This window comes from Enterobacter sp. IF2SW-B1, from assembly GCF_001743375.1.
Lineage (GTDB): Bacteria > Pseudomonadota > Gammaproteobacteria > Enterobacterales > Enterobacteriaceae > Enterobacter > Enterobacter bugandensis.
This window is the reverse complement of record NZ_MJAA01000002.1, coordinates 534,081-553,129: the sequence shown is the minus strand read 5'-3', so window position 1 is coordinate 553,129 and position 19,049 is coordinate 534,081. Positions and strand designations below refer to the sequence as shown.

Below are 19,049 nucleotides of genomic sequence, written 5' to 3'. Positions count from 1 at the left end.
CCGCTTATGGCGCCGCTTTTCGTCACCCTGCGCAATTGTCCCTCATTGACACAATATATTTTCCTCTGTATAAAATTCCGCCTTAATAATGCGTTTCATTTGCATCAAAAATAATATTAATGAAGGGTAGCGTTTCATGAAGAAGGTCATCTGCGCGTTAGGCCTGGCGATTGCGTCGGTCAGTTCTGCTCTGGCAACCACATATCCTCTGACGATTGAAAACTGTGGCTATAAAGAGACGTTCACTAAAGCGCCGGAACGCGTCGTGGCCCTCGGTCAGAACACCGTGGAAATTTTGCTCCTGCTGGGGCTGGAAGATAAGGTCAAAGCCAGTGCCTTCTGGCCGACCAAAGTGCTGCCGCAGCTGGCTGAACAGAACGCAAAAATCAAAACCCTGACCGTCGAAATTCCGACTCTTGAATCCATCCTTGCGCAAAACCCCGATTTTGTTCCTGCACAGCTGCCCCTGCTGCTTGGGCCGGAAAGTAAGGTCGCAAAACGTGAAGATCTGGCTACCGTCGGCGTGAACAGCTATTTATCTCCAGGCATGTGCGCCACCAAAAAAGCGGCAGGCGATATGTACGGCAGCCGCCAGACGCTGTGGGATATGACGTACCTTTATAAAGAGATTGAAGATTTCGCGAAGATTTTCAACGTTGAAGCGCGCGGCCAGGCCGTTATCGCTGATTTCAAAAAACGTGAGGCCGACCTGCGTCAGGAATTTGGTAAAAACAAAAAAGATCTCTCGTTTGTTTTCTGGTTCTCAAGCGCCTCGCCTTCGGCAGATGCCTATGTCGGCGGGAAAAACAGCGCCTCCGGTTTTATTGCTAACGTGCTGGGTGGCCATAACGCCATTACTGCTGAGACCGAATGGCCGACCGTCGGCTGGGAAAGTATTATTGCCGCGAACCCTGATGTGATTGTCGTCTCCAGTCTGGACCGCAACCGCTGGGCGCTGGATAACGCGGATGAGAAAATCAAATTCCTGAAAAGCGATCCTGCCGTGAGCCAGCTTGATGCCGTCAAAAAAGGCCATATCGTGGTGATGGACGGTCAGGCGATGAACCCAACGATTCGGACGATTTACGGTGCTGAACAGGTGGGTGAACAGCTCAGAAAACTGGGGCTGAAATGATGACGGCAGCCGTACTTCAGGCCCGCCAGGGCCTGATCCTGACCACTTCCGCTCTGCTTGCCGTTGTCCTGCTGTTTTTAGTGATTGCTCTTGGCGTCAGCGTCGGCGAGCTGTCGATTCCGCTGTCCAACGTCTTTAACGCTATTGGTAATAAGCTGGGGCTGACCGACGTTCCGCTCAACCGCATCTATGAGAGCGTGATCTGGGACTTTCGTCTGAGTCGCGCGCTGGTGGCGGCCTGCTGCGGGGCCGGTTTAGCCATCTGCGGTGCCGTGCTGCAAAGCCTGCTGAAGAACGCGCTGGCGGAACCCTACGTGCTCGGCGTGTCGGCGGGTGCCTCAACCGGGGCGGTGTCGGTCGTCGTCCTGGGCATCGGCACCGGCGCGGTGTCGCTCTCTGCGGGCGCGTTTGCCGGGGCGTTCGCCGCCTTTGCGTTTGTCGCCTTTCTGACGAACGGCGCGCGCGGCGGCAATGAACGCACCATTCTGGCAGGCGTTGCTGCATCTCAGCTTTTCAACGCCATTACCGCCTACACCATCAGCACCTCCGCCAGCGCGCAGCAGGCGCGCGACGTGATGTTCTGGCTGCTGGGCAGCTTTAGCGGCGTGCGTTGGCCGGAATTCCAGCTGGCGCTGGTTGTCGTGCTGGCGGGCCTTGCCGTCTGCCTCTACTATTCCCGGGCGCTGGACGCCTTTACCTTTGGTGATGACGCGGCTGCCTCCTTAGGCATTGCCGTGCCCTGGGTGCGTCTTGCCCTGTTTACCACCACGGCCCTGATCACCGCGACCATCGTCAGCATGGCGGGCTCAATCGGCTTTGTAGGGCTGGTGGTGCCGCACGTCATGCGCTTCCTGTTCGGGCCGCTGCACCGCACGCTGCTGATTGCCAGCGCGCTGGCGGGGGCGATCCTGATGGTGCTGGCCGATATCGCCTCGCGGATGCTGATTGCCCCGCAGAGCCTGCCCGTCGGCGTGGTCACCGCGCTGGTGGGCGTACCTTTCTTTGCCGTGATTATCTACCGCTCAAGGAATAAGTGATGAGTATCTGCGCTGAAAATATTACCTGGAAGGTAGGCAAAAAAGTTATCGTCAATGGTGTCTCGCTGAAGGTTTCACGCGGCGAAACGGTGGGTTTGCTTGGTCCTAACGGCTGCGGCAAATCGTCCCTTTTGCGTATCCTGGCAGGCCTGCGTCGCCCGGATTCGGGCAGCGTGACCCTGGACGGGCAGGACATTTCCCGCATCGCCAAAAAGCAGCTTGCCCGCCGGGTGGCGTTCGTTGAGCAGCACGGGATGACCGACGCCAATATGCGCGTGCGCGACGTGGTCAAACTTGGACGTATTCCGCACCACTCCCCTTTTTCTAACTGGAGCGCGCAGGATGACGACACCGTCACCGCGGCTCTGCAGCGTGTCGATATGCTGGACCGCAGCGAGCAGGGCTGGCTGAGCCTGTCCGGCGGCGAGCGTCAGCGGGTGCATATTGCCCGCGCGCTGGCGCAAACGCCAACCGAAATCCTGCTGGATGAACCGACCAACCACCTGGATATCCATCATCAGATGCAGCTGATGCAGTTGATCAGCCAATTACCCGTTACCAGTATCGTCGCCATCCACGATCTCAACCACGCTTCAATGTTCTGCGACTCGCTGATTGTGATGCAGAAAGGGCAAATTGTGGCGACCGGAACGCCGCAGGACATCTTATCCGAGTCGTTGCTCTGGGATGTCTTCCGGGTCAAAACCAAAATTGAGATCTCGCCGTTTCATGGCAAAAAGCACATTCACTTTATCGTTTAGGGACGAGTGATCGACAATGTCCCTTCGCCCCGCCACCACGCTCTGGCCGCCCGTTTTACTGGGTAGCCAGTTTGTTTTTAACATTGGTTTTTACGCCGTCGTTCCCTTCCTGGCGGTATTTCTGCGTGACGACATGCTGCTCTCCGGCGGGCTCATCGGGCTGATCCTGGGCCTGCGCACGTTCTCGCAGCAGGGGATGTTTATCGTTGGCGGTGCGCTCTCGGACCGGTTTGGCGCGAAGGTCATCATCCTCAGCGGCTGTATAGTTCGTGTTTCAGGCTATCTGCTGCTGGCCTTCGGGGGATCGCTGTGGCCGATTATTCTGGGCGCGTGTCTGACGGGCGTCGGCGGCGCGTTATTTTCTCCCTCAATTGAGGCTCTGCTGGCGAAAGCGGGTACCCACAGCGAGGCGAAAGGGAAACGAAGCCGGGCGGAGTGGTTTGCGCTCTTTGCCGTATGCGGAGAGCTCGGCGCGGTACTGGGCCCGGTTGCTGGCGCTCTGCTAACGGGGCTTGGCTTCCGCCAGGTGGCGCTGGCGGGGGCAGGCGTCTTTATCATTGCGCTAGTGGTGCTTTACTTCTGTCTGCCTGCTGCCGGGCAACGTTCACAGAAGATAAAAATAGTGCCCTGGTGGACGACGTTCCGCCAGCCGCGCTTTGTCGCCTTTATCATTGCCTACAGCTCCTGGCTGTTAAGCTATAACCAGCTCTATCTGGCGCTGCCGGTGGAGATCCAGCGCTCCGGCGGTAACGAGAAAGATCTCGGCCCGCTTTTTATGCTGGCCTCCGTTCTGATCATTACCTTACAGCTGCCGCTGGCGCGTTTCGCCCGACGCGTGGGCGCGGTGAACATTCTTCCGGTGGGCTTTTTGCTGCTTTCCGCCGCCTTTGCGAGCGTGGCAATGTTTGCGGCAACAGAACCGCCTGAAGGCTGGCTGCGGCTTCTGCCCTCGGTCTCGTTTGTCACGCTGCTGACGCTGGGGCAGATGCTGCTGGTGCCGTCGGCAAAAGATCTCATTCCGCGGTTCGCCGATGAATCCACGCTGGGCGCGCACTATGGCGCACTCTCCACCGCCGGAGGCATTGCGGTACTGGCTGGAAACTTGTTATTTGGCAGCCTGCTGGATCGCGCGCTGGTGCCTTCAACGCAGGCGATTTACCCGTGGCTGCTGCTGGCGCTCTTTCCACTCTGCAGCGCGCTGGCCCTGAACGTGATTTGCCGCCCGCTACGAAGCTGATCGGTTCACTTTTTCGGGCGATACTTCTCCGGCAGTTCTGGCACCGGACGACGGTCATCCATCAGATGGCGGACGGTCAGAATGGGGTGACGCCATAACATACGCGGGCCTGCCCAGCGCATAATCTGCTTCATCTCTTCACGTCTGGCAGGCTGGTAGCAGTGCACCGGGCATTGTTTACAGGCGGGCTTTTCTTCACCAAAAACGCACTTATCCAGGCGCTTATCAGCATACGCGTTGAGCGCCTGATAATGCCCCGCTTCCTGAGAAGCCTGTGGACACTGCTTTGCGTACAACGCGATCATTTTCGCGATGGTCTCTTTTTCACGTGATATGCGTTTACCGGTCATTGCGACTTACCAAATAATAAGATGCATCAATAATACACTTTAAAACTGTGGATTTCAGGTGTTGCATTCCGTTTTCTGAAGCCTGATTCCACTATTAACCCTGCACCTCCTGGAAATCACTGGTATTTTATACAGGCATCAGGAATGACCGTTGTCCGTATAGTCTGGAGACCCTATGAAAGAGATCGCGATCGGCAAACCCTACCGCCATTTAAAAGTGGGATATTTCAGAAAACGTCACGAGGATCGAAAAACGAAGATACCAAAGCGATACAGCGTGCATGCGGCGCTGAGCTTAAAAGGAGACTGGCTTGAAAAGGCGGGCTTTACCACCAACGCCCAGGTCAGGGTGGGCGTTGAGCATGGAAAAATCGTCATTGAGTTAATGTCTGAAGGCGCCTCGTAAAGCCGCCACATTTTTCTGCGCCGTACCTTTTTTTCATGCGACAATAGAACGAACAAACGGCCACTGAGCCGCTCAAAACGGTTTATTTTCAAAGAAATGGACATCATAACTCCATGAGCACAATCGACAATTTCGACGCACATACGCCGATGATGCAGCAGTACCTGAAGCTGAAGGCACAGCATCCGGAAATCCTGCTGTTTTACCGCATGGGCGATTTTTACGAGCTGTTTTATGACGATGCTAAACGTGCGTCGCAGTTGCTCGACATCTCGCTAACCAAACGTGGCGCATCCGCAGGCGAGCCCATCCCGATGGCCGGTATCCCGCACCACGCGGTTGAAAACTATCTGGCCAAGCTGGTGAATCAGGGTGAGTCCGTTGCCATCTGCGAACAAATCGGCGATCCGGCAACCTCGAAAGGCCCGGTTGAGCGCAAAGTCGTGCGCATCGTCACGCCAGGCACCATCAGTGATGAAGCCCTGCTTCAGGAGCGCCAGGATAACCTGCTGGCGGCGCTGTGGCAGGACGGCAAAGGGTTTGGCTACGCCACGCTGGACATCAGCTCCGGGCGTTTTCGCCTGAGTGAGCCGGCTGACCGCGAAACGATGGCTGCCGAACTGCAGCGCACCAACCCGGCAGAATTGCTCTACGCCGAAGACTTCGCCGAAATGGCGCTGATTGAAGGCCGTCGCGGATTGCGCCGTCGCCCGCTGTGGGAATTCGAAATTGATACCGCGCGCCAGCAGCTGAACCTGCAGTTCGGTACCCGCGATCTGATTGGCTTTGGCGTGGAAAATGCTCCGCGCGGGCTGTGTGCCGCTGGTTGCCTGCTGCAGTACGTGAAAGACACCCAGCGCACCGCCCTGCCGCATATCCGCTCTATCACCATGGAGCGCCAGCAGGACAGCATCATTATGGATGCCGCCACGCGCCGTAACCTGGAGATCACCCAGAACCTGGCAGGTGGCGTTGAAAACACGCTCGCGTCGGTGCTCGACAGCACGGTGACGCCGATGGGCAGTCGCATGCTGAAGCGCTGGCTGCATATGCCGATTCGCGATACCGATACGCTGGTTTGCCGCCAGCAGACGATTGCTGCGTTGCAGGATCGCTATACCGAGCTGCAGCCGGTCCTGCGTCAGGTGGGCGATCTGGAGCGTATTCTTGCCCGTCTGGCATTGCGCACCGCGCGCCCGCGCGACCTTGCGCGGATGCGACATGCTTTCCAGCAACTGCCGGAACTGCGTGCGCAGCTGAGTGACGTTGACAGCGCGCCGGTACAGAAACTCCGTGAAACCATGGGTGAATTCACCGAGCTTCGCGAGCTGCTGGAGCGCGCCATTATCGATGCGCCTCCGGTTCTGGTGCGCGACGGCGGCGTGATTGCCCCAGGCTACAACGAAGAGCTGGACGAATGGCGCGCGCTGGCTGACGGTGCGACGGACTACCTGGATAAGCTGGAAATCCGCGAGCGCGAGCGTCTTGGGCTCGATACGCTGAAAGTGGGGTATAACGCGGTACACGGTTACTACATTCAGATCAGCCGCGGGCAAAGCCATCTGGCGCCGATTCACTACGTACGTCGTCAGACCTTGAAAAACGCCGAGCGTTACATCATTCCCGAGCTGAAAGAGTACGAGGACAAAGTACTCACCTCGAAAGGTAAAGCCCTGGCGCTGGAAAAACAGCTGTATGACGAGCTGTTCGACATGCTGATGCCGCACCTTGCTGACCTGCAGCTCAGCGCCAGCGCGCTGGCGGAGCTGGACGTGCTGGTGAACCTGGCTGAACGGGCTGAAACGCTGAACTATACCTGCCCGACTTTTACCGACAAGCCCGGCATTCGCATTACGGAAGGCCGTCACCCGGTCGTTGAGCAGGTGCTGAACGAACCGTTCATCGCCAACCCGCTGAGCCTGTCGCCGCAGAGAAGAATGCTGATCATTACCGGCCCGAACATGGGCGGTAAGAGTACCTACATGCGCCAGACGGCGCTGATTGCTTTGCTCGCGTATATCGGCAGCTACGTCCCGGCGCAAAAAGTGGAGATTGGCCCCATCGATCGTATCTTCACCCGCGTTGGGGCAGCGGACGATCTGGCGAGCGGTCGCTCAACCTTCATGGTCGAGATGACCGAAACGGCTAACATTCTGCATAACGCGACGGAGCACAGCCTGGTGCTGATGGACGAAGTGGGACGCGGAACCTCAACCTATGACGGCCTGTCATTGGCCTGGGCCTGTGCTGAAAGCCTCGCGAATAAAATCAAGGCCATGACGCTGTTCGCCACCCACTACTTCGAGCTGACGCAGCTGCCGGAGAAAATGGAAGGCGTGGCTAACGTTCATCTTGATGCGCTGGAGCACGGCGACACCATCGCCTTTATGCACACGGTGCAGGATGGCGCGGCGAGCAAGAGCTATGGCCTGGCCGTTGCGGCGCTGGCAGGTGTACCAAAAGAGGTGATCAAGCGCGCTCGCCAGAAGCTGCGTGAGCTGGAAAGCCTCTCGCCGAATGCGGCGGCGACGCAGATTGATGGCACCCAGATGTCGCTGTTGGCACCAGCTGAAGAAACGTCGCCTGCGGTGGAAGCGCTGGAGAACCTAGACCCGGATTCACTGACGCCGCGTCAGGCGCTGGAGTGGATTTACCGGTTGAAGAGTCTGGTTTAGTTTTCTGCGGTCTGTTTTGTCGGGTGGCGGCTTCGCCTTACCCGACCTACAAAACCCGTAGGCCCGGTAAGCGCAGCGCTACCGGGCTTATTTTTACAACAGCGGCGGGATCGTCGGCACCTGCGGTGCTTCATCAATATCCTTCTGCGTCATGCGGAACGCTTCCGGGTAATGCTCGCGGCTGGTACGACGCAGCGGTTCGGTATCGCGCCAGGTATAAAGACAATGCTGGCACTGGTAAACGGTCCAGACCCCTTTCACCGGTGACGTCGCCATCACTTCAATATGCTCATCGGCACAACGTGGACAAATCATCTTTTCCTCCTTATTGGCGTGCTGCCAGCATCGCGGTCAGTTTTTCAGCCCAGGCTTTAGTTTCAGGCAGATCCTGTACCGGCTGGCTGTAGTGGCCACGGGTGTCCGGTGCAACAGGCGTGGTGGCATCAATAATCAGTTTGTCGGTAATGCCCGCCGGGCTGGAGCCAGGGTCGAGTTCAAGCACTGACATGTTCGGCAGCTGCACCAGATCCCCTGCCGGATTGACCTTCGATGAGAGCGCCCACATCACCTGCGGGAGGTTGAACGGATCGACATCCTCATCCACCATAATCACCATCTTCACGTAGCCCAGACCGTGCGGCGTGGTCATGGCGCGTAAACCGACCGCGCGGGCAAAACCACCGTAGCGTTTTTTGGTGGAGATAATTGCCAGCAGACCGTGGGTGTACATGGCATTCACCGCCTGCACTTCCGGGAATTCCGCCTTCAGCTGCTGGTAAAGCGGCACGCAGGTGGCTGGTCCCATCAGATAGTCAATCTCGGTCCACGGCATGCCGAGGTAAAGGGATTCGAAGATCGGTTTGGTGCGGTAAGAAACTTTGTCGATACGGACCACTGTCATATTACGGCCACCGGAATAGTGTCCGGTAAACTCGCCGAACGGCCCTTCGATTTCACGTTTGCGGCCTTCAATCACCCCTTCCAGGATCACTTCAGACCCCCACGGCACGTCGAAGCCGGTCAGCGGCGCGGTGGCAATCGGGTACGGGCTTTCGCGCAGCGCGCCGGCCATTTCATACTCAGACTGATCGTATTTCAGCGGCGTGGCGCCCATCAGGGTGATGATCGGGTCGTTGCCGAGAGTAATCGCGATCGGCAGATCTTGTCCGCGCTCTTCCGCTTTGTGCAGATGGAGGGCGATATCGTGCATCGGTACCGGCTGCAGGCCGAGCTTGCGCTTGCCCTTGACCTCCATGCGGTAGATCCCGACGTTCTGCTTGCCGAAATGGTCCGGGTCGAGCGGATCGCGCGAGACAACGCACGCTTTATCGAGATAAAAACCGCCGTCACCGTCGTTCAGGCGAAACAGCGGCAGGATATCGAACAGGTTAATGTCTTCACCGTCGACCGTATTTTGCGCCCAGGCCGGGTTAGCGCGGCGCTCCGGCGTAACGGGGAATTTATCCCAGCGGCGAATAAACTCGTCGATCTGTTTTTTTACCGGGGTATTCGCTGGCAGCCCCATCGATATGGCGTGGTTTTGCCACGAGCCGATGGTGTTCATCACCACGCGGGCATCGGTAAAGCCACGAATATTGTCGAACCACAGCGCGGGCGCGCCGTCGCCAATACGGCCTGTGGCGTTGGCTGCCGCCGCCAGATCCGGCTCCGCATTCACCTCTTCCTCAATTTTCAGCAGTTGCCCTTGCTCATCGAGCGCCTGCAGGAAGCTTCTCAAATCATCAAATGCCATCTTTGTTCTCCTGTGAAAAATGTTTCGCCTCCCGCAACCCGTTCCATCGGCGCGCCTTTTTGTGCTCCAGACCAAACTGGTCGAGCACACGGGTCACGATATGCTGGGTGATGTCATCGGCGGTTTGCGGGTGGTTGTAATACGCAGGCATGGGCGGCACCATCGCCACGCCCATGCGGGAAAGCGCCAGCATGTTCTCCAGATGAATGGTGCTGAGCGGCGTTTCGCGGGGAACGAGCACCAGCTTGCGGCCCTCTTTCAGCACCACATCTGCCGCACGGCCCACCAGCCCTTCGGCGTAGCCCGCGCGGATCCCCGCCAGCGTTTTCATGCTGCAGGGAATGACGATCATGCCGTCGGTGCGAAACGAGCCGGAGGAGATGGTGGCGGCCTGGTCAGCCGGGCTGTGAACAACGTCAGCCAGCGCAGCAACGTCCTGCACGCTGTAAGGCGTTTCCAGCTCAATGGTTGTTTTTGCCCACTTCGACATGACCAGATGGGTCTCTACCTCCGGCATTTCCCTCAGCGCCAGCAGCAGCGCCACGCCCAGCGGAGCCCCCGTTGCTCCTGTCATTCCCACGATCAATCTCATTCATCACCTCAATCAATTTGTTCGCGTACGAACATTTATAGATAAACTACTCCCGGCTCGCTCTACTGACAAGATCGTTCGTACACGATCACATTAATTACTAAAAAATCCCGCGTTATCATCCCGGGCTTTAGCGGCTATCATAGGGGGTGATTTTTTCTGTCGGAGTGTTCATGGAACTTAGACAAGAGGCGTTCCACCTGTTACGTCAGCTTTTTCAACAGCATACCGCTAAGTGGCAACATTCCCTGCCGGAACTGACCAAGCCGCAGTATGCGGTTATGCGCTCCATTGCCGAGCACCCGGGCATTGAGCAGGTGGCATTGACCGAAGTGGCGGTCAGCACGAAGGCGACGCTGGCGGAGATGCTCAGCCGAATGGAGGCGCGCGGGCTGGTCAAACGCGAGCACGATCCCGCAGATAAGCGCCGCCGGTTTGTCTTCCTGACGCCGGAAGGCGAAGCCCTGCTTGCAGACTGCCAGCCGGTCGGCAACGAGGTGGATCAGGCGTTTTTAGGGCGTCTTAATAAGGCCGAACGGGAGCAGTTCTCTGCGCTCATCAAAAAGATGATGCACGATTAATTCACGCTGGCGCGCATAAAATCAATAAAGGTGCGCACTTTCGCAGGCACGTGCCGGGCATCCGGATAAACCGCGTGGATGCCCTGCCGCGCGAAGGCATATTCCGGTAAAACCGGGACCAGTTTTCCCGCATCAAGCGCATCGCGCACCAGCCATTCCGGCAGTAAAGCCACGCCACTTCCCGCAAGCGCAAAAGCCATAAGCGCCTGCGCGCTGTCGGCAAACAGGCGCGGCGCTTTTTTTATCTCAAGCATTTCAGACGCACCGCTGGCATCTTTTACCTGCCAGCGCAGCGGCGAAGCTAAGCGCTCGTGAATAATCCAGTCGGCTTGCGCCAGCTGCGCAAGCGATTCAACCGGATGATTCATCCGCCATTCCGGCGTCGCGACGGGCAGGATGGAAAAATGTGAAATCAATGCGGCGTGGTAGCGCGAGTCGGTAAGCGTTCCCAACCGAATAGCCACGTCAAAGCGCTCTGAGATCAGGTCGGCATGGAGTGAAGACGAAACATGACGCACGCGAAGCTCCGGGTGCAGCTGGCTAAACCTTGCCAGCAACGGTACCACGACCCGCGAACCATACTCAGGCGTGGTGGTGATCCGCAATTCCCCCGTGAGTCCTGCATGATTCGCGCGAACATCATCCTGCAGCCGTTCTGCGTCCTTCAGAAGCGCCACGCTGCGCTGATGAAAAAGCGCTCCCGCCTCGGTTAACGTCAGTCGGCGGGTGGAGCGCAGCAGCAGCGTCACCCCCAGCTCGGCTTCGAGCTGGCGAATATTGAAGCTGACCACGGCTTTTGTCAGGCCCAGCGCATCGGCTGCGGCAGTGAAGCTGCCGGTATCGGCCACCGCAACAAACATCTGCGTCCGCTGTAGGTTAATCATCATTACGCCTTTTACCGTCAAAATTTTTTTGACATTATATCGCGCTTTGTCAGGTTTATCCGTGCTTCCGGGGTCGATACGATACGCCACCTCACGGGAGGATCCACCATGACGTATCGCAGCAAAGTCGCCGCTGTCTATCTGCTGGGCTTTTTTCTTGATTTGATCAACATGTTTATTGCCAGCGTCGCTTTTCCGGCGATGGCGCAAGCTCTTAACGCCACGCCTTCAGCGCTTGCCTGGGTCAGTAACGGGTATATTGCCGGCCTGACGCTGGCGATCCCGTTTAGCAGCATGCTCACGCGCCGCTTCGGACCAAAGCGGGTCATCCTGATCTCGCTTTTTCTGTTCAGCGCGGCTTCTGCTGCGGCAGGCTTGTCTGCAACGCTGGAAAGTCTGATCGCCTGGCGCGTGCTGCAGGGCGTGGGCGGTGGCTTACTGATCCCCGTCGGACAGGCGCTGACCTGGCAACTGTTTCAGCCTCACGAGCGAGCCAGACTCTCCTCGGCGGTCATGCTGGTCGCGCTGCTTGCTCCCGCCTGCTCCCCCGCTATCGGGGGCCTGCTGGTGCAGATGCTAAGCTGGCGGTGGATATTTTTCGCGACGCTTCCGGTGGCCATCCTGACCTTTGTGTTGGCCTGCCTGTGGCTTAAACATGAAATACCCGCGATGAAAGCGGCCAGGCTGCTCAACCTGCGGTTGCTCGCGGACCCGCTTTTGCGTTTTGCCATGCTTGTCTATGTATGCGTTCCTGGCGTATTTATCGGGGTGAACGTTACGGGCATGTTTTATCTTCAGCACGAGGCGAACATGAGTCCAGCCGCAACGGGTATGCTCATGCTGCCGTGGTCCGTGGCATCGTTTATCGCCATCACGGCGACGGGACGCTATTTTAACCGTTTCGGCCCACAGCCGCTGATTGTTATCGGCTGCCTGCTGCAGGCGACGGGCATTCTGCTTTTGCTTAACGTCAGTTCGGCTACGCTGCTTCCTGTCGTTGCGTTTACCCTGATGGGCGCGGGGGGAAGCCTGTGCAGCAGTACCGCTCAGAGCAGCGCTTTTCTGACAACGCGCCGGGAAGAGATGCCGGATGCCAGCGCGCTGTGGAATCTCAATCGTCAGTTGAGCTTTTTTGCCGGTGCCCTGCTGCTGGCAGAGGTGCTGAGTCTGGCGCAGAGTTATCTGGCGCCGCTCGCCGCCTGGCACGGAATGTTTCTTTTTGCCGCAGGCATGACCCTATTGCCTGTACTGTACGTTTTCCGACTTAACAATACGCAGGTGCTCGCCCAGCTGCGACAGGAGAATTCATGACGCCTTTTGAACACGACATTATCGACCTCCACATTGCGCTTGAAAACTGGTTAGGCAAAGGCGAAGGCGACTCCGACGCCCTGCTCGCCCGTTTCCGGCCAGATTTTCTGATGATCCCACCGGGAGGCGTTCATATCGACTATCACGGCCTTGTGGACTTTCTGCACAGTCAGCGAGGAAGCCGCCCCGGACTGAAGATCGTCATTGACGAATTATCCACGATCGAGCGCTGGGATCGTGGCGCGGTACTGCACTACCGGGAGACGCAAACCCGGCCGGACCAGCCCGTCAACGTGCGCTGGTCAACCGCAGTGCTTAATCAGGAAGGCGACGGGATTACATGGCGTCTGCTACACGAAACGGCCCAGCCGTAGCACAAAAGAAAAAGGCCCGTCTCACGACGGGCCTTTTTTGACGAAAGGATGCTTATTCGCGGAACAGCGCTTCGATATTCAGACCTTGCCCCTGCAGGATTTCACGCAGGCGGCGCAGACCTTCTACCTGAATCTGACGAACACGTTCACGGGTCAGGCCAATTTCGCGGCCGACGTCTTCCAGTGTCGCAGCTTCATACCCCAGTAAACCGAAACGACGTGCCAGCACTTCACGCTGTTTGGCGTTCAGTTCGAACAGCCATTTGACGATGCTCTGCTTCATGTCATCGTCCTGCGTGGTGTCTTCCGGGCCGTTGTCTTTTTCATCGGCCAGGATGTCCAGCAGCGCTTTTTCGGAGTCGCCACCCAGCGGGGTGTCAACCGAGGTAATGCGCTCGTTGAGACGCAGCATACGGCTTACGTCATCAACCGGTTTGTCGAGTTGTTCGGCAATTTCTTCTGCGCTTGGCTCGTGGTCCAGTTTATGGGACAACTCGCGCGCGGTACGCAGATAGACGTTCAACTCTTTGACGATGTGGATCGGCAGTCGGATCGTACGGGTCTGGTTCATAATAGCCCGTTCGATGGTCTGACGAATCCACCAGGTCGCGTAGGTTGAGAAACGGAACCCGCGTTCCGGGTCAAACTTCTCAACTGCGCGGATGAGACCTAAGTTGCCCTCTTCAATCAGATCCAGCAGAGCCAGACCACGATTGCCGTAACGGCGGGCAATTTTCACGACCAGTCGCAGGTTACTTTCGATCATGCGACGACGCGAGGCAACATCACCACGCAAAGCACGACGTGCGAAATAGACTTCTTCTTCGGCCGTTAGCAGTGGGGAGTAACCAATCTCCCCAAGGTAAAGCTGAGTCGCGTCCAGTACACGCTGTGTGGCGCCCTGCGATAACAGCTCTTCTTCAGCCAAATCGTTATCACTGGGTTCCTCTTCTACTAAGGCTTTTTCGTCAAAAGCCTCTGCTCCGTTCTCATCAAATTCCGCGTCTTCATTTAAATCATGAACTTTCAGCGTATTCTGACTCATAAGGTGGCTCCTACCCGTGATCCCTGAACGAGACACCCTGGCTGGCATGCCCCGTCAATTTATCGCTGCGGCAAGTACTGCAGCGGGTTTACGGATTTCCCCTTGTAACGAATTTCAAAATGCAAGCGTGTAGAACTGGTTCCGGTGCTACCCATGGTAGCGATTTTTTGCCCCGCCTTAACTTCTTGTTGTTCCCGGACCAGCATTGTGTCGTTATGGGCGTAGGCACTCAGGTAATCATCGTTATGTTTGATGATAATCAGATTACCGTAACCGCGCAGCGCGTTACCGGCATACACAACGCGTCCGTCTGCGGTCGCGATGATAGCCTGTCCTTTACTGCCTGCGATATCGATCCCTTTGTTCCCACCCTCAGAGGTTGCGAAGTTCTCGATAATCTTGCCGTCGGTTGGCCAGCGCCATGCGGTGATGGACGAACTGGCATTCTGACTGCTTGCAGTCGGTTCAGTAGAGCTAACCACAGGTGCCGTGGTCGGTGCTGTGACAACAGTCGCAGTCCCTTTATTATTCGGCAACATTTTGTTAGCAGTCTGATCACCTGAATCCTCAGAATACGTAATTACAGGTTGTGAAGCAACCACCGTGGTGGATTTTTGTGCAGGCTTAACGCTGTTATTTTGAGCCGTCACATCGGCCGCTGAAACCGTATTGCCAGGCGTCAGTGGCGTACCCGTTGCGTTGCCCACCTGGAGCGTTTGGCCAACTTCCAGAGCATACGGGGCCTGGACGTTATTGCGCTGCGCGAGGTCACGGAAATCGTTCCCGGTGATCCAGGCAATGTAGAACAGCGTATCGCCGCGCTTCACGGTATAGGTGCTGCCGCCGGTATAGCTGCCTTTCGGAATGTTCCCATACTGGCGGTTATAGACTATGCGGCCATTTTGGGTCTGAACAGGCTGTTCAACTGGCTGAATCTGCGTTGGCTGTGTAACAGGATGTTGCACAGGCTGAATTTGTGGTGTTTGCTGCGGCGCAGCAGTACCCATTTTAGGCGGAGGCGTGATTAACATTCCGCTGGACGTGTTACCGGAGCCGCTGTTTCCCCCGACGGAACTGACGGGCGCAGGCGCGTTGTTGGAACTTGTACAGCCTGCCAGCCAGAGCGAAACCAGTGATAATGCCGCAACACGGCTGATGGTGAATTTAGGGCTTCCCGCGCTCATTTATCCCCCAGGAATGTGTTAACTACCAGTGACTTAAAATTTACCGTGAAGACACGAATCTTTCGCGCCACACCATACGCTGAATTTGCCTTAATAACCCTGGATAAATCCGAGTCTCAGGCCAACTCCCCCTTTACCAGAGGCACAAAGCGCACGGCTTCCACGGTGTCGATAATATACTCGCCGCCGCGCCGACGAACGCGCTTTAATAGCTGCTGCTCGTCCCCGACGGGCAGAACAAGAATGCCCCCCTCATCCAGCTGCGACAAGAGCGCTGCGGGAATTTCAGGCGGAGCCGCCGTCACGATGATAGCGTCAAACGGGGCGCGAGCCTGCCAACCCTGCCATCCATCACCGTGTCGTGTCGAAACATTATGTAAATCAAGTTGTTTCAGGCGACGACGCGCCTGCCATTGCAAACCTTTGATCCGCTCTACGGAACAGACATGGTGTACCAGATGCGCCAGGATGGCGGTCTGATACCCCGACCCGGTGCCAATCTCCAGCACGCGTGAGTCGGGCGTGAGCTCCAGCAGCTCCGTCATCCGCGCCACCATATAAGGCTGCGAAATCGTCTGGCCTTGCCCGATGGGCAGCGCTACGTTTTCCCACGCTTTGTGTTCAAACGCCTCGTCTACAAATTTCTCACGCGGGACCTGAGCGAGCGCTTCAAGCACGTGCTCGTCGCGGATCCCCTGTGCGCGAAGTTGTTCCAGAAGAGTTTGTACACGTTTGCTTACCATTGCGCGTTCACTCCTGCGCGATCCAGCCAGCCCGACACCACATCATGCGCGCTATACGCGGTTAAATCTACGTGCAGCGGAGTGACCGAGACATAGCCTTCATCCACGGCGGCAAAGTCGGTGTCCGGACCCGCATCGCACTTATCGCCAGGAGGCCCGATCCAGTAAAGCGTGTTGCCGCGAGGATCCTGCTGCGGGATCACCTGATCGGCCGGATGCCGGCTTCCGCAGCGCGTAACGCGAATGCCCTTAATTTCATTGAGAGGAAGATCCGGCACGTTGATGTTGAGAATGCGCCCGGTACGCAGCGGCTCGCGGCCTAGCGCCCGCAGGATCGAGCAGGTCACCGCGGCGGCGGTATCGTAGTGCGTGTGGCCGTTTAACGAGACCGCCAGCGCCGGGAACCCCAGATGGCGCCCTTCCATTGCCGCCGCTACCGTTCCGGAGTAAATCACGTCATCGCCGAGGTTCGGCCCGGCGTTAATGCCAGAGACGACGATATCCGGACGCGGGCGCATCAGCGCGTTCACGCCCAGAAACACGCAGTCCGTCGGCGTGCCCATCTGCACGGCAATATCGCCATTTTCAAAGGTAAAGGTGCGAAGCGACGACTCCAGCGTCAGTGAGTTAGACGCTCCACTGCGGTTACGATCGGGGGCCACAACCTGCACATCCGCAAATTCACGGAGGTGCTTCGCCAGGGTCTGAATGCCTGGCGCGTGGATCCCGTCATCGTTACTCAGCAATATTCGCATAATCACCCGAGGTGTTGATTAGTTCCCTGACAACACTGGTGGCAAAGCTACCTGCCGGCAGCCAGAAGCGTAACTCGACGGTCACGTCATCCCACCAGTTCCAGCTTAACTGCTGCGGATAGAGCAGCATCGCGCGGCGCGCTGCTTCGACTTTTTCCCGCACCAGCAAGGATTGTAATTCCGGCGCATCCGCCACGGCGGACTGCTCAGCGCTCAACGCGTCGCCCTGGGTGCCCCAGTCGCCTGAGCCCGGCAAAGCTGCGGTAATCATCAGCGCTTTGGCGTCCACGCGCGACTGCACATCGGCCATTTCTTCGGCCGTTGCCACAAACCAGCTTCCGCGTCCCGCTAATTGTAGCGCATCGCCAACAACAACTTGATTCGCGTCCGGTTTTTTCAGCCTTTCGCTCACAATCTGATTAAACAACGCGCTGCGGGCCGCCGACAACCAAAAACTGCGTTTATTCCTGTCGCGCACCGGCGCATCGCTTTGCGCCCAGCGCAGCGCGCCCTGTAGGTTGCTGCCGCCAATGCCAAAGCGCTGCGCGCCAAAGTAGTTCGGAACGCCGCGTTCATTGATGGCATTCAGGCGCTTTTCAACGTCTTCACGGTTAGTCACTTCGCGCAGCACCAGCGTAAACGCGTTGCCTTTCAACGCCCCCAGGCGCAGCTTGCGCTTGTGGCGGGCGTACTCCAGCACCTTACAGCCTTCAAGCTCAAATTTGCTTAAATCAGGCATCGCATTGCCGGGTACGCGGGCGCAGAGCCACTGCTCGGTGACGGCGTGTTTATCTTTCTGCCCGGCAAAGCTCACTTCCCGGGCGTGAATTTTGAGGAATTTTGCCAGCGCGTCGGCCACAAAGCGGGTGTTGCAGCCGTTTTTCAGAATACGCACCAGGATATGTTCGCCTTCGCCATCGGGCTCAAAGCCCAGATCCTCCACCACGAGGAAATCTTCCGGGCTGGCTTTCAGCACCCCGTTCCCCTGCGGCTTGCCGTGCAGGTATGTCAGATTATCGAAGTCCGTCATTTTGCCGCCTTCACCAGCAGCGCCACGGCTTCACAGGCAATCCCTTCGCCACGACCGGTAAAGCCCAGCTTCTCCGTGGTGGTGGCTTTGACGTTGACGTCGTCCATATGGCAGCCCAGATCTTCAGCGATAAATACGCGCATCTGCGGAATGTGCGGCAGCATTTTCGGGGCCTGGGCAATAATCGTCACGTCGACGTTGCCGAGGGTGTAACCTTTCGCCTGAATACGGCGCCACGCTTCGCGCAGCAATTCGCGGCTGTCCGCCCCTTTAAAGGCCGGGTCGGTGTCCGGGAACAGCTTGCCAATATCACCCAGCGCGGCAGCGCCGAGCAGCGCGTCGGTCAGCGCATGCAGCGCCACGTCGCCATCAGAATGCGCCAGCAGCCCTTTTTCGTAAGGAATACGTACGCCGCCAATGATAATTGGGCCTTCTCCGCCAAAGGCGTGTACATCAAAACCGTGTCCAATTCGCATTATGCCTTCTCCTGATGGGTCGAACGGGTAAGATAAAATTCCGCGAGCTGTAAATCTTCCGGGCGCGTCACTTTTATATTATCAGCGCGCCCTTCAACAAGCGTGGGGTGAAAACCGCAATACTCCAGCGCGGAGGCTTCGTCCGTGATGGTCGCGCCTTCATTAAGGGCACGCGTTAAGCAGTCGTGGAGCAGTTCGCGGGGGAAAAATTGCGGCGTCAGCGCGTGCCATAAGTCGACGCGCTCAACGGTGTGGGCGATGGCACGCTTGCCCGGCTCGGCACGCTTCATGGTATCGCGCACCGGCGCGGCCAGAATGCCGCCCACTTTACTGGTTTCGCTCAGCGCCAGCAGGCGTGCCAGGTCGTCCTGATGCAGGCACGGACGTGCCGCGTCATGGACCAGCACCCACTGGGCGCTTCCGGCAGCCTGAATGCCCGCCAGCACGGAATCGGCGCGCTCGGCGCCGCCATCAACGACGGTAATCTGTGGGTGGTTTGCCAGCGGCAGCTGCGCAAAGCGGGCATCGCCGGGACTGATGGCGATGACCACGTGCGTCACCCGCGGGTGCGCCAGCAGCGCCGCCACGGCGTGCTCAAGGATCGTTTTATCGCCAATTGAGAGGTACTGCTTGGGACATTCTGTCTGCATGCGCCGGCCAAAACCTGCGGCCGGCACCACGGCACATACGTCCGAAAAAGTTGCTGCCATGTCGTAATCC

At 57.7% G+C, this 19,049-nt stretch carries 21 protein-coding genes; 9 read left to right on the top strand and 12 right to left on the bottom strand.

Annotated features, from left to right (window positions below; genetic code table 11):
- The first annotated feature begins 136 nt into the window (after positions 1–136).
- Genes A6013_RS07005 through A6013_RS06990 form a run of 4 tightly spaced genes read left to right on the top strand, consistent with a single transcriptional unit; the run spans position 137 to position 4,170 of the window.
- Complete coding sequence (locus A6013_RS07005) at positions 137–1,135, top strand: ABC transporter substrate-binding protein (protein ID WP_069732769.1); 999 nt, start codon at positions 137–139, stop codon at positions 1,133–1,135.
- A complete protein-coding gene (locus tag A6013_RS07000; protein WP_069732815.1) occupies positions 1,135–2,172 on the top strand; it encodes an iron ABC transporter permease in 1,038 nt (345 codons plus the stop codon). The genes A6013_RS07005 and A6013_RS07000 overlap by 1 nt, the downstream gene beginning before the upstream one ends.
- Positions 2,172–2,933 carry an ABC transporter ATP-binding protein gene (locus A6013_RS06995; RefSeq protein WP_041908454.1) on the top strand — a complete coding sequence of 254 codons (762 nt, stop codon included), beginning with the start codon at positions 2,172–2,174 and terminating at the stop codon, positions 2,931–2,933. The genes A6013_RS07000 and A6013_RS06995 overlap by 1 nt, the downstream gene beginning before the upstream one ends.
- Before the next feature lie 16 nt (positions 2,934–2,949).
- Entirely contained in the window at positions 2,950–4,170 is a 1,221-nt protein-coding gene (locus A6013_RS06990; RefSeq protein WP_045261244.1) for an MFS transporter, read from the top strand.
- Between the two features lie 5 nt (positions 4,171–4,175).
- Here A6013_RS06990 and A6013_RS06985 read toward each other — a convergent pair whose 3' ends face one another.
- A complete protein-coding gene (locus A6013_RS06985; protein ID WP_047364429.1) occupies positions 4,176–4,520 on the bottom strand; it encodes a nitrous oxide-stimulated promoter family protein in 345 nt (114 codons plus the stop codon).
- Positions 4,521–4,695: 175 nt separating this feature from the next.
- Here A6013_RS06985 and A6013_RS06980 point away from each other — a divergent pair, with 175 nt between their 5' ends.
- Together A6013_RS06980 and mutS are read left to right on the top strand one after the other, a co-directional pair.
- Positions 4,696–4,926: a SymE family type I addiction module toxin gene (locus A6013_RS06980; protein ID WP_069732768.1), complete on the top strand. Its 231-nt coding sequence runs from the start codon at positions 4,696–4,698 to the stop codon at positions 4,924–4,926.
- Between the two features lie 113 nt (positions 4,927–5,039).
- Positions 5,040–7,601 (top strand): DNA mismatch repair protein MutS, encoded by a 2,562-nt coding sequence (gene mutS / locus A6013_RS06975; protein ID WP_045261242.1) that lies wholly within the window; start codon positions 5,040–5,042, stop codon positions 7,599–7,601.
- 93 nt (positions 7,602–7,694) lie between these two features.
- Here the strand turns inward: mutS and A6013_RS06970 are convergent, their stop codons facing one another.
- Genes A6013_RS06970 through A6013_RS06960 form a run of 3 tightly spaced genes read right to left on the bottom strand, consistent with a single transcriptional unit; the run spans position 7,695 to position 9,946 of the window.
- On the bottom strand, positions 7,695–7,916 hold the full coding sequence (locus tag A6013_RS06970) for a non-oxidative hydroxyarylic acid decarboxylases subunit D (RefSeq protein ID WP_003862116.1): 222 nt from the start codon (positions 7,914–7,916) through the stop codon (positions 7,695–7,697).
- 10 nt (positions 7,917–7,926) lie between these two features.
- Positions 7,927–9,354 carry a non-oxidative hydroxyarylic acid decarboxylases subunit C gene (locus A6013_RS06965; RefSeq protein ID WP_041908445.1) on the bottom strand — a complete coding sequence of 476 codons (1,428 nt, stop codon included), beginning with the start codon at positions 9,352–9,354 and terminating at the stop codon, positions 7,927–7,929.
- Positions 9,344–9,946 (bottom strand): non-oxidative hydroxyarylic acid decarboxylases subunit B, encoded by a 603-nt coding sequence (locus A6013_RS06960; RefSeq protein ID WP_028014231.1) that lies wholly within the window; start codon positions 9,944–9,946, stop codon positions 9,344–9,346. The genes A6013_RS06965 and A6013_RS06960 overlap by 11 nt, the downstream gene beginning before the upstream one ends.
- A 173-nt stretch (positions 9,947–10,119) precedes the next feature.
- On the opposite strand from A6013_RS06960, the gene A6013_RS06955 reads away from it, so the two are divergent.
- Complete coding sequence (locus A6013_RS06955; protein WP_069732767.1) at positions 10,120–10,527, top strand: MarR family winged helix-turn-helix transcriptional regulator; 408 nt, start codon at positions 10,120–10,122, stop codon at positions 10,525–10,527.
- Here the strand turns inward: A6013_RS06955 and A6013_RS06950 are convergent.
- Complete coding sequence (locus A6013_RS06950; protein WP_069732814.1) at positions 10,524–11,411, bottom strand: LysR family transcriptional regulator; 888 nt, start codon at positions 11,409–11,411, stop codon at positions 10,524–10,526. The genes A6013_RS06955 and A6013_RS06950 overlap by 4 nt on opposite strands.
- Positions 11,412–11,519: 108 nt before the next feature.
- On the opposite strand from A6013_RS06950, the gene A6013_RS06945 reads away from it, so the two are divergent.
- Both A6013_RS06945 and A6013_RS06940 read left to right on the top strand, forming a co-directional pair.
- On the top strand, positions 11,520–12,722 hold the full coding sequence (locus A6013_RS06945) for an MFS transporter (RefSeq protein ID WP_048959484.1): 1,203 nt from the start codon (positions 11,520–11,522) through the stop codon (positions 12,720–12,722).
- A complete protein-coding gene (locus A6013_RS06940) occupies positions 12,719–13,096 on the top strand; it encodes a DUF4440 domain-containing protein (protein ID WP_069732766.1) in 378 nt (125 codons plus the stop codon). The genes A6013_RS06945 and A6013_RS06940 overlap by 4 nt, the downstream gene beginning before the upstream one ends.
- A 52-nt stretch (positions 13,097–13,148) precedes the next feature.
- Here the strand turns inward: A6013_RS06940 and rpoS are convergent, their stop codons facing one another.
- The 7 genes from rpoS to ispD form a co-directional block, all read right to left on the bottom strand.
- Positions 13,149–14,141: an RNA polymerase sigma factor RpoS gene (gene rpoS, locus A6013_RS06935; protein ID WP_013098493.1), complete on the bottom strand. Its 993-nt coding sequence runs from the start codon at positions 14,139–14,141 to the stop codon at positions 13,149–13,151.
- 59 nt (positions 14,142–14,200) lie between these two features.
- A complete protein-coding gene (gene nlpD / locus A6013_RS06930) occupies positions 14,201–15,325 on the bottom strand; it encodes a murein hydrolase activator NlpD (protein ID WP_041908436.1) in 1,125 nt (374 codons plus the stop codon).
- 116 nt (positions 15,326–15,441) lie between these two features.
- On the bottom strand, positions 15,442–16,068 hold the full coding sequence (locus A6013_RS06925) for a protein-L-isoaspartate(D-aspartate) O-methyltransferase (protein WP_028014237.1): 627 nt from the start codon (positions 16,066–16,068) through the stop codon (positions 15,442–15,444).
- Positions 16,062–16,823 carry a 5'/3'-nucleotidase SurE gene (surE, locus tag A6013_RS06920; protein WP_028014238.1) on the bottom strand — a complete coding sequence of 254 codons (762 nt, stop codon included), beginning with the start codon at positions 16,821–16,823 and terminating at the stop codon, positions 16,062–16,064. Before surE ends, A6013_RS06925 begins: the two co-directional genes overlap by 7 nt.
- Positions 16,804–17,853 carry a tRNA pseudouridine(13) synthase TruD gene (gene truD, locus A6013_RS06915; RefSeq protein ID WP_045261236.1) on the bottom strand — a complete coding sequence of 350 codons (1,050 nt, stop codon included), beginning with the start codon at positions 17,851–17,853 and terminating at the stop codon, positions 16,804–16,806. The genes surE and truD overlap by 20 nt, the downstream gene beginning before the upstream one ends.
- A complete protein-coding gene (ispF, locus tag A6013_RS06910) occupies positions 17,850–18,329 on the bottom strand; it encodes a 2-C-methyl-D-erythritol 2,4-cyclodiphosphate synthase (RefSeq protein WP_006811766.1) in 480 nt (159 codons plus the stop codon). The genes truD and ispF overlap by 4 nt, the downstream gene beginning before the upstream one ends.
- Positions 18,329–19,039, bottom strand: a complete 711-nt coding sequence (gene ispD / locus A6013_RS06905; protein WP_028014240.1) for a 2-C-methyl-D-erythritol 4-phosphate cytidylyltransferase — start codon at positions 19,037–19,039, stop codon at positions 18,329–18,331. Before ispD ends, ispF begins: the two co-directional genes overlap by 1 nt.
- Positions 19,040–19,049: the final 10 nt, after the last annotated feature.